General features: G+C 66.7%; 8 protein-coding genes and 2 pseudogenes. 6 read left to right on the forward strand and 4 right to left on the reverse strand.

What is annotated here, in order from left to right; all coding sequences use genetic code 11:
• Positions 1–103: 103 nt before the first annotated feature.
• Positions 104–526, forward strand: a pseudogene (locus tag AB0M47_RS31960) (ATP-binding protein); the annotation flags it as partial.
• A 940-nt stretch (positions 527–1,466) separates the two neighbouring features.
• Here the strand turns inward: AB0M47_RS31960 and glsA are convergent.
• On the reverse strand, positions 1,467–2,474 hold the full coding sequence (gene glsA, locus AB0M47_RS31965) for a glutaminase A (protein ID WP_363420637.1): 1,008 nt from the start codon (positions 2,472–2,474) through the stop codon (positions 1,467–1,469).
• Positions 2,475–2,684: 210 nt separating this feature from the next.
• On the opposite strand from glsA, the pseudogene AB0M47_RS31970 reads away from it, so the two are divergent.
• The 3 genes and pseudogenes from AB0M47_RS31970 (at position 2,685) to AB0M47_RS31980 (ending at position 7,473) form a co-directional block, all read left to right on the forward strand.
• Positions 2,685–4,197: pseudogene (locus tag AB0M47_RS31970) on the forward strand (leucyl aminopeptidase).
• Between the two features lie 39 nt (positions 4,198–4,236).
• Complete coding sequence (locus AB0M47_RS31975; protein ID WP_363420640.1) at positions 4,237–5,901, forward strand: AbgT family transporter; 1,665 nt, start codon at positions 4,237–4,239, stop codon at positions 5,899–5,901.
• A gap of 15 nt (positions 5,902–5,916) precedes the next feature.
• Complete coding sequence (locus AB0M47_RS31980) at positions 5,917–7,473, forward strand: SLC13 family permease (RefSeq protein WP_363420643.1); 1,557 nt, start codon at positions 5,917–5,919, stop codon at positions 7,471–7,473.
• Positions 7,474–7,628: 155 nt separating this feature from the next.
• On the opposite strand, the gene AB0M47_RS31985 is transcribed toward AB0M47_RS31980, so the two are convergent.
• A complete protein-coding gene (locus AB0M47_RS31985) occupies positions 7,629–8,552 on the reverse strand; it encodes a serine hydrolase (RefSeq protein WP_363420646.1) in 924 nt (307 codons plus the stop codon).
• The gene (locus AB0M47_RS31990) at positions 8,549–9,475 is read right to left on the reverse strand and encodes a LysR family transcriptional regulator (protein ID WP_363420648.1); all 927 of its coding nucleotides are present in this window, start codon (positions 9,473–9,475) and stop codon (positions 8,549–8,551) included. The genes AB0M47_RS31985 and AB0M47_RS31990 overlap by 4 nt, the downstream gene beginning before the upstream one ends.
• A gap of 159 nt (positions 9,476–9,634) precedes the next feature.
• On the opposite strand from AB0M47_RS31990, the gene bla reads away from it, so the two are divergent.
• Positions 9,635–10,564: a class A beta-lactamase gene (gene bla / locus AB0M47_RS31995; RefSeq protein WP_363420696.1), complete on the forward strand. Its 930-nt coding sequence runs from the start codon at positions 9,635–9,637 to the stop codon at positions 10,562–10,564.
• A 637-nt stretch (positions 10,565–11,201) separates the two neighbouring features.
• On the forward strand, positions 11,202–11,972 hold the full coding sequence (locus AB0M47_RS32000) for a DUF4328 domain-containing protein (protein ID WP_363420651.1): 771 nt from the start codon (positions 11,202–11,204) through the stop codon (positions 11,970–11,972).
• A 391-nt stretch (positions 11,973–12,363) separates the two neighbouring features.
• Here the strand turns inward: AB0M47_RS32000 and AB0M47_RS32005 are convergent, their stop codons facing one another.
• Positions 12,364–12,993: a hypothetical protein gene (locus tag AB0M47_RS32005; protein WP_363420653.1), complete on the reverse strand. Its 630-nt coding sequence runs from the start codon at positions 12,991–12,993 to the stop codon at positions 12,364–12,366.
• Positions 12,994–13,521 lie beyond the last annotated feature (528 nt).

The following is a 13,521-nucleotide window of genomic DNA, read 5'->3' on the forward strand; positions in this document are numbered from 1 at the left end:
GGCGCCCGACGGACCCACCATGTCATGATCGTCGCCGCCGGAGACCGACACGTCAGGTCGTACCCCCGCCGACATGTGAGCTCGTACGCGGACAGGGACCGGCAAATCGCACTTCGTCGAGGGCCTGGCCGCGGCAGCGATCGAGTCGGACATGCGGGTCGCCTGGTTCACCCTGGAAACGCTGACCCACACGATCGGCAAAGCAAAAGTCGACGGATCGGTCGCACGGACCATCGCCCGGATCTGCGGAGTCGACCTGATCGTCGTCGACGACATCGGGATGCTACCCGCCGGCCAAGACGCCGCCGAAGCGTTCTACCGCGTCATCGATGCCGCCTACGAACGCAGATCTATCGCGGTGACCAGCAACATCCACCCCAGCGGCTTCGACACGATCATGCCCAAAACCCTCGCCACCGCGACCGTCGACCGACTCCTACACCACGCCCACCTCGTGCTGACCAAGGGAGACAGCCATCGCCTCGCCGAAGCCCTCGCCGGGAAAGGAGTCACACCCCTGACCTAAACAAGATCCAGATCTCGTGACCGCCCATCCGGAGAAATACTGTCCGCCAGCCCGGATGCCCCACAACCGCCCACCCGGTGATCCAAATGACCGTTGACACTCATTCCCGCAGCTCACGGGCCAAATGTGGCCGTTACGGCGGTCCGGCGACGGTCTATCTGACTGGTGGCGAACCAGGCGGCGCGGCTCGGACGGGTCGCGCCGCAGTCATCGAGGATGGCGGGTGAGGACTCTAGGCCGGTCGAGCATGGATTCGACACCGCGTGGTAACCGCGATCCACAAGATGAGCTGTCAGCGGAGCGGACGCGCTCCTTGACCGTTCCGGCGGGGGAGGGGACTGGTTCCCTAGGCGGGATACATCCCTAACTGCTCCTCGTCTGGACGCCTTGGTTGTCGAAGCCATGCCATCCCCGAAGGTCCTACCGTGTCTTTCTACCTGGTCGGCCCCGGCAGCATGGTGTCCTTCGCCGCAGGCTTACCGAGCCGGTGAGCCAGACGAGCTGCCCGGGCGGGCATCCGTTCCGCGATCGTGGGCGAAGACCGTGGTCTGTTCCGGTAGCCGTTCTATCCGCTGAATCTCCAACGCTCACAGGTGTGGGAGGAACTCGTCCACATGAGACCGATTCACGCGGAAGATCTCGGAGCGGCGACGCGCCCGTCACAAGATCAGCGACAGAGCCACATCGCCCGACCCGGGTCGTGACATGGATCCACCACCCGAGCGCCGGATCCAGTACGACTCGTTTAACAGCGGGAGGGTCGAGATTAGGCGGCTGCGCTCCGTCGTGACGGGATCGCCGCTGCCGCGATCCGTCGACGGCCGTTTGGTCCTTGTGGTGATCGCAACCCCCTGGCCAGGCCCCAGACGACCAGCCTTGATCGAACAACCTCTTCTGGGCGATCCGTTACGACGTCGGCAAACCCGAGGCTCGTCTGTCATCAAGTGACGATCTGTGACGCTGATCCGGTGACGACGGCTTCGGAGGCGAAGACGTTGAGCCCGAGGGCTCGGGACAGGTGCGCGGCTGCGAGCCGGCCGCGGATGCTGTTGCCCGCCGAGTCGAGGCGCGGGGAGAACAGGCCGATGCCCGCCTTGCCGGGGCAGACCGCCACGATGCCTCCGGCGACGCCGGATTTGGCGGGCAGGCCTATGTCGAACAGCCATTCACCGGAGCGTTCGTACAACCCGTTCGCGGCCAGTACCGCGAGAGTGTCGCGGCAGACGGTCGCAGATACGACGCGTTCCCCGGTGATGGGGTTGACGCCGCCGTCGGCCAGCGTCGAGCCCATCGCGGCCAGATCCGTCGCCGTCACCTGTAGCGCGCACTGCCGCGTGTACGTCTCCACGACCTGAGACGGATCGCGGTCCAGCCGGCCGTAGCTGTGCAGCAGTTGGGCGATGGCCCGGTTGCGGTGGTTCGTCGATGCCTCGGAGCTGAGAACGTCCTCGTCGAGGCGCAGCGGCCGGCCGGCGAAGGCGGACAGGCCCGAGCGGATCGCCTCCCACTGCTCCTCGGCCGACGCTCCGGGCATCAGCGCGGTGGTCGCCATGGCACCGGCGTTGACCATCGGATTCATCGGGTGGCCGTCGTTCAGTTCGATCGCGATCACCGAGTTGAAGGCGAGCCCGGTGTTGTTGACGCCGATGCGTTCCCGGACGCTGTCGTGGCCGATCAGATCGCACACCAGGGCATAGACGAACGCCTTGGAGATCGACTGGATCGTGAAGGCGACGTCGACGTCGCCGATCCCGTGCGTGGCGCCGTCGGTTTGCGCCACGCTGATTCCGAACAAGTCGGGTTCGGCCGAGGCCAAGGCGGGGATGTAGTCGGCGACGTGCCCGCCGGTGTCTTGGCTCGCGTACCGGTAGGCGTCGGCGACGATCCCGTCGACCTGCTCCCAGCTGGGTAACGTTCCGGTCGCGGCGCGCTGCGCGATCTGTTCCACGTCTACGACCATCATCGCTCCCGTGGGGGAGGGCCTGTGCCCGCCAGATTACCGATCGGCGGCGAAGGTTTCCGGTTTTCGCCACGCGCCGTTGCGCCGTCGGCGAGAATCACGTCATGATCGTTACATTTCGGACATTAGCTGCGTTAGTCCAGGTGGGTCCGTGAAGGCCGGGTTGCGGACGGTTGCGGGGCGTCTGGGGGCATCGCGATGACATTGGCATTGGACAAGGTCGATCCGGTTCCGGCTTGGCAGCACAATCCGGCGATCGAGGTCGTGAGCTTGTCGGACTCGGGCGAGCGGCCGGTACTCGGTGTGCCGATCGGGACGGACGGCAACGTACCGGCCGACGTGCGAGTTTCCTGGGATGCGCTGACGGCTGCCGGATTCACCGGTCAGGTGGGTCAGGCGTTGGCGCTGCCCGGCGAGGGCCAATTGGTGATCGTCTACGGCACCGGATCGCCGGACGGCCTCGACTCGGCCCGGCTGCGTACCGCCGTGGCCGAATATGCGCGGGCGGCTACCGGCTACACCGAGCTGGCGATCCGGCTGCCGTCGGCGGACCGCACGGATCCGGCGGCGATGGCCCAAGCCGCAGTCGAAGGCGCGCTGCTGGCCCGGTACGCGTACACCCCGCTGAAGACCAGCGACGGCACGGCCGAGCCGATCGGCGCAGTGACCGTGATCGCGGACGGTGATCTGGAGCAGCTACGTGCCGGTGCCCGCCGCGGCGCTGCGTACGCCCGAGCGACCGCGCTGGCCCGAGACCTGGCCAACTGCCCGGGGAGTGTGCTGAACGCGGCGCGCATCGCCGAGGTCGCCCAAACCTTCGGCGCTCAGGCCGGGCTGAGCGTGGAGGTGTTCGACAAGGCGGCTCTGCTGGACCTGGGCTGTGGTGGGTTGCTGGGTGTGAACGCGGGCAGCGTCGACGAACCTCGTATGGTCAAGCTGACCTTCCGGCCGGACGGTTCACCGCGGGCGAGGTTGACGCTGGTGGGCAAGGGCATCATGTACGACTCGGGCGGTATCGCGCTGAAACCGGCCGACGCCGTGCACGCGACGATGAAGAACGACATGTCTGGCCGGGGCAATCCTGGCCGCGATGAGCGTCCTGCGCGAGTTGGACTGCCCGGTCGCCGTGACCGGCTATCTGATGTGTACCGACAACATGCCGTCGGGTTCGGCGACCAAGCTCGGAGACGTCCTGGTCATCCGGGGCGGCACCACGGTCGAGGTCGTGAACACCGACGCCGAGGGACGGCTGGTCATGGCTGACGCTCTCGTGCTCGCCACTGAGGAGCCGGGCGACGCGATCGTCGATATCGCGACCCTCACCGGTGCGTGCATGCGTGCCCTCGGTACCGAGATCGCCGGGGTGATGGGCAACGATCAGCCGCTGATCGACCAGGTCAAAGCGGCGGCGCAGGCGGTGGACGAGCCGGTGTGGCAGTTGCCGTTGGCGCATCGCTACCGCAGTGAGCTGAACTCGCAGGTCGCTGACATCAAGAACATGGGCGGGCCTAACGCTGCGGCCATTCACGCCGCGTTGTTCCTGGAGGAGTTCGTCGCCGGCCGGCCGTGGGCCCACATCGACATCGCCGGAACCGCCCAGAACGAGAAGGCAGATGGCTGGGAGACGGCTGGGTGCTCCGGGTTCGGCGCGCGTCTGCTGGCTGAGCTGGCGTGCGGCTTCATCGCGCCGCCGGCCGACGGCGGCCGGTAGCGACATGTACGCGGGCGACGAGAGGCCGGAGGCACGGGTGTGAGCGCACAGACGGCGGCGAACGACGGCAAACGCAGCTTCAGCCAGCGAATGCTGGACGGTGTCGAACGCGTGGGCAACAAGGTGCCCCACCCGGTGATGATCTTCCTCATCCTGATCGGACTGATCATCGTGCTGTCGGCGATCCTGTCGGCGGTCGGCGTGAAGGTGACCTACGAAGTCGCCGAGCCGGCGCCGGTGGTGGCCGAGCAGACCTACGACGGCGGTACCTACGAACCCTCGTTGACGCCGCACGATCTGAATCCGCCGGTCGAGACGCACACCCAGACGACCGAGATCAAGAGCATGCTCACCGCCGACGGCATCCGATTCATCTTCACCTCGGCGGTGCAGAACTTCACCAACTTCGGTGTCGTCGGCGTCATCCTCGTCGCCATGATCGGCGTGGGTCTGGCCGAGCAGGCCGGGCTGATCGGGGCGCTGATCCGCAAACTGGTCGCCGTCGCCCCGAAATGGTCGCTGACGTTCATCATCGTGTTCCTCGGCATCGTGTCCTCGATCGCCTCCGACGCCGGATACCTGGTCCTCATCCCACTGGGTGCGGTCGCGTTCATGAGCGTCGGCCGCCATCCGCTGGCCGGTCTGGCCGCCGCCTTCGCCGCGGTCGGGGCGACGTTCGGGGTGAACATCCTCATCACCCCGATCGACGGGATCGTGACGGAGGTGACCAACGAGTCGGCAGCTCTGGTGGATCCGTCACGCTCCATTGGGCTGACGGCGAATCTGTTCTTCGGCATCGGCTCGACGATCTTCCTCGCCTTCTTGATCACCTTCATCACCGAGAAAGTCATCGAGCCCCGGCTGGGCAAGTTCTCCGGAGCGGAACCGGCCACCGGCGTAGGCGACGACGTGGCACCTGACGGGCAGACCGGCCCGGAGGAGAATCAGGCCCGAGGACTGCGGTACGCCCTGTGGGGTTTCCTGGTGGTGCTCGCCGTGATTCTGCTCCTGTCGGTGCCGTCCTGGGGCATCCTGCGCAACCCGGAGACCGGCAGCCTCGTCGAGGACTCGCCGCTCATGGACAGCCTGATCTTCCTCATCATGCTGATCTTCCTGGTCTGCGGTCTGTGCTACGGCGCCGGCGCCGGGACCCTCAAGGGAAGCTCGGCCGCGATGGCGGCGATTACCAAAACGTTCGCCGGCCTCGGCGGGCTGATCTTCATGCTGCTGGTCATCGCGCAGTTCATCGCCTACTTCAACTACACCAACATGGCCACCGTCGCCGCGGTGAAGATGGCCGACGGACTGGAAAGCGCCAACATCGGCCCGTTGTGGCTGCTCATCGGATTCATCGTCGTCACACTGATCCTGGACATCATCATCCCCGGGGTCATCCCGAAGTGGGCGATCTTCGCCCCCATCTTCGTGCCGCTGTTCCTGCGCCTCGGCGTCGCGCCGCAGACCGTCCTGGCCGCGTACCGGGTCGGTGACTCGCCGATGAACGTCGTCACCCCACTCATGGTGTACCTGCCGTTCATCGTCCTGCTCGCCCAGAAGTACCGGAAACAGGCCGGCGTCGGCACCGTCGTGTCACTCATGATCCCGTACACGCTCATCATTTCCGTAGCCTGGCTACTGTTCTTCGTCGCCTGGTACTTGATCGGCATCCCGCTCGGGCCGGGTGCCCCGGTCCAGCTGCCGTAGCCGGGGAACCCGGGCATGAGCGACGCCACGATATGCCTGCTAGTGCTGGCGGTCGTGATCGTGCTGTTCGTGTGGAACCAGCTGCCTGTCGAGATCGTCGCCGTAGGCTCGGCCATCGCGCTCTGGGCCGCCGGGGTCCTTCCGGCCGGCGACGTGTTCGCCGGATTCGGCGATCCGGTCATCGCCTTCATCGCCGGCCTGTTCATCGTCAGCGAGGGACTCAACGTCGCGGGCGTCACCACCTGGGCCGGGCAGCAACTCGCCCGCCGGGCCGGCGACCAGCCACGCCGGCTACTGGTCGCCACCATGGTCCTGGCCGCCTTACTCGCCGCGCTCATCAGCGTCAACGGCGCCACCGCCGCCCTGCTGCCGATGGTCGTGCTCCTGGCCGTCCGGCTCCGCCGATCTCCGTCCACGATGGCGATGCCACTGGCCTTCGCCGGGCACGCGGGATCCCTGCTGGTCCTGACCGCGACCCCGATCAACCTGCTCATCTCGCAGGCGGCCGCCGACGCCGGGGGCCGGCCCTTCGGCTTCTTCGAGTACGCCCAGGTCGGCATCCCACTCGTCATTGGAACGATCGCCATCACCGTCCTGCTCGGCGCGCGGCTACTCCCACAACGCACGCCCCGGTCGCTACCACCCGACCTGGGCGGCCACGCCCGTACCCTGGCCCAGCACTATCAGCTCAACCAGAAACCCATCACCAAAAGCCTCGGCGCCGCCGAGGTAATCCTGACCCCGCGGTCCCCGCTCGTCGGCGACCGCGTCTATCCGGGCATGCCGACCGACAGCGGAGAACTGGTCATCCTCGCGATTCATCGGGCCGGTGAAAGCCTCGGCGAGGACCCGGTCACCCTCGCCCCGGGTGACACGCTGCTCGTGCAAGGTTCCTGGCAGGCGCTCGAACGCCAGATCAGCGTCGAGGGAGGCGTCGTCGTCGTGGACGCTCCCGCAGCGGTACGCCGTCAGGCCATCCCTCTCGGCCCAGGTGCTGCTCGTGCGACCGCCGTCCTCGTGGCGATGATCATCCTGCTCGCGACGGGACTCATCCCGCCCGCGATCGCCGCCGTCGTGGCCGGGGGCGCCATGATCGTCACCAGGGTCATCACCATGCGGCAGGCGTACCACGGGATCTCCTGGACGACACTGGTCATCGTGGCCGGCATGATCCCGCTGTCGGTGGCGATGCAGCAATCCGGCGCGGCCGACACCCTCGCCCACCTGATAGTGACGGCGTTCGGCGCCAGCGGGATGCTCCTGCTGCTCGGGCTGTTCCTGCTGACGGTCACGCTCGGTCAAGTCATCAGCAACACCGCGACCGCGCTGATCGTCATCCCCATCGGCGCCGCCGCGGCCGGCGAGGTGGGCGTGGCCGTGCAACCGGTCATGATGTGCATCGGCGTCGCCGCCGCCGCGTCGTTTCTCACCCCGATCGCGACGGCGGCGAATCTCATGGTCAAGGAACCCGGAGGCTACCGCTTCGGGGACTACTGGCGACTCGGCCTGCCGCTGGTGGCCTGGTTCCTGGCCGTGGCGGTACTGCTCGTACCCGTGCTGTGGCCTTTGTGAAGCCCGCCCGGACGGGGTTGTCTGCCCGGTGCGATACGGAAGGCGAAGAGCGCAATCATGGCGCGAAGTCATCGGTGCGGACTCGGTGAGCATCACAGATGACGTGGCCCTGCCGCCGCCCGCTGTATGGGCATCACCGTTCGAACGTGCTCCACCTACAAGGACCGTCCGGCGGTGTCTTGCCGCCTGAGCTGGTCGCGGAAGGTTCGGGCGACTCGGCCTACCAATGCCTCCGCGCTCGGCTGGAATACCGCCGGGACCCGAGATTCGGTGAGAGCGGCGACTGCCAGGACTTGCCCGTCGGCGTGTTCGACCACGCCGACCTCGTGCCGCAGGTTGAGCAGTGTGCCGGTCTTCGACGACCAGCGCGACAGGTCCGAGCTTAGATCGGGTGCCAGCCGGTGTCGCAGTACGTTGTCGCCCAACAGCTCCCGCACCCGGGCGGCGGCTGCGGGGTGAATCGGCGACGGCGTCCACAACGCCTGCAGTAGGTCCACGAACGCGCGTGCCGAGCCGGCGTTCGCTCGGGTCACATCGAGCTGAGGCATCGGGTGGCCGTGGCCGGCGGTAGCTGCCCTGATGGCGAGCGAGTGCGCCAGGTGTGCCTCCCCACGATGCAGCCGTTCCGCCGGCGTGTCGGTAAGGTCCACGATGCGGTGGCGCACGGTGATGCCCTCGATGCCGAGGTTCCGCAGCTCGGCGGTGACCTCCGCTGGCGGTATGAGCGCGAACAGTGCGTCCGCCGCGACGCCGTCGCTGATCGATGTACTGAGGTAGAGCAAGTCGTCCAAGGCGATTCGCGCCGGATACCGGAACTTGCTCATCCCGGTCGGCCCTTGGCTGTCGGCTCGGCCGGGTGCGACCTCGATCGGGGTCGCTGGGTCGAGTTCCCGGCGAGCGATCCGTTCGAGGACCGCGACGGCGAGCGGTACCTTCACTAGCGAGGCGATCGGGAACTGCCGCTCAGGGTCGATTCCGATTTCCTCGCCGGTGTGCAGATCGCGGACCAGGAACGAGCCACGTAGACCGGCGTCGTGCAGCGCCTCGCGGACCTCGCGGATAGTCATCGTCACGTTCACGCCATTCTCTCGGCATCCTCGCTAGACCTTCGCTTGGCGCTTGCCGGCGCTGCAGACGCGCCGAGGCAGCGTGCGATCGGGCCGTTGAGGCTGGTCCGTAGCCGCACTGCATCCGGTCGCTGGCCAGCCGCGACGCCATAGCCCCGGTCCAGTTGCGTCTCGCCGATAGTCCGCCAGTGCAGCCCGAGATCGTGGGCCTGGCTGGACGAGCAGAGCAGCAGGTCAGTCGAACCGAGCACCTGGCCTGCGGCGGCGACGAATGACGGTGCGGCCGTGACCTGCGCCAGTTGGAGGCCGACCGCGTCGCGTAGCCGGATCATCCGGTCTCGTACGTGTGGTACGTCGTCTTCAGGCTGGAGCCAGATGCGACGTGGGCGGGCGACCCGGTCGGCCCGGCTCGCCCGCAGGGATTCGAGAAAGATGGACGAGCTTTCGGTTTCGGTAGTCCCGGCCAGCCCCAGGGGTACCCGCCAGGTCGCCTCGTCCGGCGCAACCGCGACCAGAGCGGCCCGCACCTCCAGCGACCTGGATAAGTCCCTGCGTTCGCGCGGCCCGGCCGGCTGGGGGTCGAGGTGCAGGTCGGCTAGGCGGCCGTCAGCGACCAGCCTGGCCAAATGGCGGGGCGAACAGACCGCCGGTACCGCCAGTCGGAACGGCCGAAGTTTCGCGCGCCCGGCGTCCTGCTCCATCGCCTCGGCCAGTTCGACGAGGCGTCGGGCTGCGGGCAGCATGTCGTGGCCGAACGCCGTCAGTGTGACGCTGCGGGACGTGCGGTCGAACAGCTTGGCGCCGAAATGTTCCTCCAGCGCCGCAACTCGCCGACTGGCCACCGGTTGTGGGATGCGAGCCGCCGCCGCGCCGATCGTGAAGCTGCCATGCCCGCTGACCGCCACGAATGCCCTGCATGCTTCAACGATGTCCACAGCCGGCAGCCTACAGCTATGCATATTTCGCATGGATCAGCACATCTGTGTCTTGGACCGTATATGCCCTGCGGTGCAAAGCTTTCTCCGGTGTCCGGGCATGAACCCCCGGACAGACAAGGTTTCGCCACATCGGGCGACGAGAGGACACATTTCAAGATGCTCGGATCCACTGCACCCACCGTCCGACGGGCCGCGTTGGCTCTCGCGGCCGCGCTGGGACTCGGAGCGCTTGCCGGCTGTTCCGCGACCGAATCGCCTGCCGACCGCATAGGCGAACCGGGCACTGCAGCGGCATCGGCCGCCATCACGAGTCCGGAGTTCGCTCAGCTCGAAACCAGGTTTGATGCGAGACTCGGAATCTACGCCGTGGATACCGGCTCCGGGCGCACCGTCGAGCATCGCGCCGACGAGCGGTTCGGCTACGCATCGACTTTCAAGGCGCTGGCCGCGGCGGCGGTATTGGACGAGACGTCGCCAGCCGAGCTTGACCGGGTGATCCGATACACAGCAGCCGAGCTCGCGGGCTACTCACCGATCACGAAGGACCGGGTGGCCACGGGCATCAGTGTTCGCGAGGCGGCTGACGCGGCTGTGCGGTACAGCGACAACACAGCCGGCAATCTGTTGCTGGATTTGCTCGGCGGCCCGGCCGGACTGAAGCGGAAGCTGCGCGAGATCGGCGACCAGGTCACTGATCCGGAGCGCCGGGAGCCCGCGCTCAATGATGTCAAGCCGGGTGACGACCGTGATACGAGCACGCCGAGGGCGCTCGCCTCCGACTTGCGAGCGTACGCCGTGGACCAAGCGCTGTCCGCCGAGGACCGCGATGTGCTGGTCGATTGGCTTCGCCGTAACACCACCGGCGACAAGCTCGTTCGGGCTGGCGTTCCGGGTGGCTGGACAGTCGCAGACAGGACCGGGGCCGCGTTCTACGCAACGCGCAACGTCATCGCCGTGGTGTGGCCACCTGATAGCGCGCCGATCGTATTAGCCATTATGTCCACCCGCGACGAACGCGACGCCGGGTATGACGACGCGCTGATCGCCGCGGCGACAAGGACGGTCGTAGCGGTGTTGCGGCCATGACCGCGCCGTACCCACTCCAGTTCGTCGCGATGGCAGAAGGGTTTGCCTCATGAGTCCCAGCGTTTCAGCGACGCCACGCCGCCGGTCGAGTCTGCGCGTCGCGGTTGGCGTTTTGAGCACCGCCTGGGTCGTCGCGACCTTCGCGTTGATATGTCGGCTACTTTCCCTCGCACTGGGTCAGTGGGCCGATTCGTACAGCGGCAGCAGCGAAACGACGGCCCTGTACGCGGCTCAGAGCGCGCACGCGGGACTATGGCTCGCGGCGCTCCTGGCGGGTGGCCCCGTGATCCTCGCCGTCCTGGCATGGGCGGGCGGGATGCGCAAGACGTTCATAGGCTTCCTCGGTCTTGCTGTGCTGCTCGTGCCGGCGGGGTTGGCAGGTGCGGCCGGAATGTGGCGCACCCTGCACCCGTCGAGTCCGCCGCCTGCGGCCCCGGCGCACTGCGTGGAGTTCAGCGGAGGTGATTCCACCTGTCCCGGGGGCTGACCTGCGTCAGACCAGCATTTGAGGCTAGCGTCAGGAGCCAAGGTACGGCTGGGCCGCTACAGCTCTGGCAGTCGACGGCCAAGTGGCCGTTCTGCGGCTGAACTGCACGGTGAAAGCAGGAGCCATGAAGGCCTACGGGATGGGCGAACTGTGGAGAAGACGATCAGCAATCGGCCGGTGGGAGCGACGCCGATTGGGCGGGAGCCGCGCGGCCTGCGGTTCCCTGCCCGATTAACGGTGGTCGCGCTGGCTCTGTGGGCGATCGGTGATGTACTGCGCACGATCGTTGCCATGGGAAACTACGAACACCGGATCAACGTGGTGGTGCACGGCAATAGCGACCCGGTGTTACCCGCCCTGCTGGCGTACGAGCTGCTCAACGATCTGATGCCGCGAAACCTCGGGGCCGTTGCGGTCGGCAGGGTGTGGATTCTTGGGCCATTATTCGCGGCTTGCGCCTTCAGCACCTGGCTCTACCGGGCTCGGCGCAAGGCCGAACTCCTAGGCGGCACGCCGTCACGAGGGCGAGAACGGTCGATCGGCGGATGGCTCATTCCATACCTCGTGGTTCGGGACGTGCAGCGGGCACGTGACCCTCACCCGCAACCATCCCTGGTCAATCGGTGGTGGACGGGCGCAATCACAACTGTGTCGCTCAATGGATGTATCTGGCTGCACGACATGGTTACCTCGCACGGTGGCATGTTCGAGAAGACGGCGCTGGACACGCGCCTCGTGGCCTATCCGCTGTGGACAGCGGAGACGGGGGCGGTCCTGGTTACAGCGTTCCTCGGCGCACGACTGGTGCGGCAGATCACGCGATCCCTGGACCTGGACGTCGGTGTTAAGGATCGGCCGGCGCTCAACGCCACCCATGACGTTGCAGATCCGTCGACTGGAGCGGCTTTCTCGGATCAGTGAGCCATCTGGTGGGGTCACGAAACGCATCGACACGCTGCTCGCTCTTGAGGCCGGCCGGATCGATCAAACCGATCGGGCCGGCTGGCTGCTCGGCATCACCATCGAGACCGCCAGCGCATACGGTTTCTGGCGGACCTCTGCCACAACTTGCCCGGGATTACCTGGCCACGGCAGTGGCGCCGTCCCGGAGGGCGCTCCCCTCAGCAGGCGTGAGCAAGCGATGAACGACAGGCCGATAAGCTGGACCTGTGGATACGCGATCCCGCCGAACGTGAGCATCGCCGTCAGGCCCGGCGTGCCGCCTACCAGCAAGCCGCAGCCCTGGAACCCCCAAGGGTGAGCACCCCGGCGCCTTGCCTACGCCGCGAGTGGCCGTACGCGACCGGGCGCATCAGTCGGCAAAAGCCGGCGCATCGGTACAGCGATCCAGTGGCTGTGGTGCAGCCAGTGATACGGCGTCGAATGAAATCCGCCAGGTAGTGCCGTCCTCGGCAACGGCCTCGATCTCTGTCTCTCCGCTGAACGTTGCAGAGCCGAAGATCCACTCGTTGCCATCCGTACGGTACGGATCAGAAAAGCAGGCGATGTCGATCAGGCCCTCGCGGCTCATGAGACCGTTTCTCGACTGCACCCGCAGTACGGTTTCCGATCCTGCGAAGAGGCCTTCAGCGCGGTAGGAGACTAGGCGAAACCTAGGAGTATCGGCCAGGATCGTCCGGTCTCCCGGGTCGAAGGTCGTAAGGAAGGCGCTGGCCTGCAGCCCCAGACATCCGCCAAGGAGAGCGGCCACCACGCTGAACCAGACGAGGAACAGGCGCAGGTTGCGACGCCGGATCAACAGATGCGCGCTCAGGGCCAGAAGGCCCACAGCGAGCGGAACGGCAAGAAGCGGGAAGGCGAAGGCACGCGCGTAGACGTAGCCCTGGCGAGCGAACCCATCGGCGACCACCGCGACCGCCACGATCAAAGGGGCGACGACGACAAGAACCCAGCCTAACCAACGACGATCAATCCGCCTCATGGTGAGGGAGTATGACAGCCCGGCCGCTCTCTCGCGTCGCAGTCACGACGAGCCTGCCGGAGGGGAATCTTCGCGTCCCAGCTGTCCCCGTGTCCGGGGGACAAATCCAGATCAGCGGCCCTCAAGGGTCAATGCGCGACCGGGGGAAACCCCAGTTGACGATGCGCGAGTGCCAGCTCTCGAGAAGGGCCGCGTCACGGTCGACGGCGTCGGCACGGACGACGTTCTGTCCGGCGTTCGGGTTTCGCTACAGAGTCAGGCACACGCTGACGTACAAAGATCCGCTTCGGTGTGGATCGGTTGCATGTGGATGAACTGTTACCTCACCTGCGAGCGTTGGGATTGAGCGGATGGAGCGGCTACCAGATCAGGGTCTTCGCGCAGCATTGCGGAACGGATGCGCGCTGCCCGGCTTGCGGGACGTGCGCCGGCGGGCTGATCGTCATCCGAGCGACGCCCTTCTTCGTCAACTAGAGCGAGGGGCGCAGGTTGGTGCCCCTCGATCAAGCCCGTCCTCGATGGTCGAAA

It is taken from the genome of Hamadaea sp. NPDC051192, assembly GCF_040682475.1.
Classification (GTDB): Bacteria; Actinomycetota; Actinomycetes; order Mycobacteriales; family Micromonosporaceae; genus Hamadaea; species Hamadaea flava.

What these genes read in the sequence shown, in the direction of transcription:
- AB0M47_RS31980 (WP_363420643.1), top strand. Translation starts at nt 5,917, where the DNA reads ATGAGCGACGCCACGATATGCCTGCTAGTGCTGGCGGTCGTGATCGTG.
- bla (WP_363420696.1), top strand. Translation starts at nt 9,635, where the DNA reads ATGCTCGGATCCACTGCACCCACCGTCCGACGGGCCGCGTTGGCTCTC.
- AB0M47_RS32005 (WP_363420653.1), bottom strand. Translation starts at nt 12,993, where the DNA reads ATGAGGCGGATTGATCGTCGTTGGTTAGGCTGGGTTCTTGTCGTCGTC.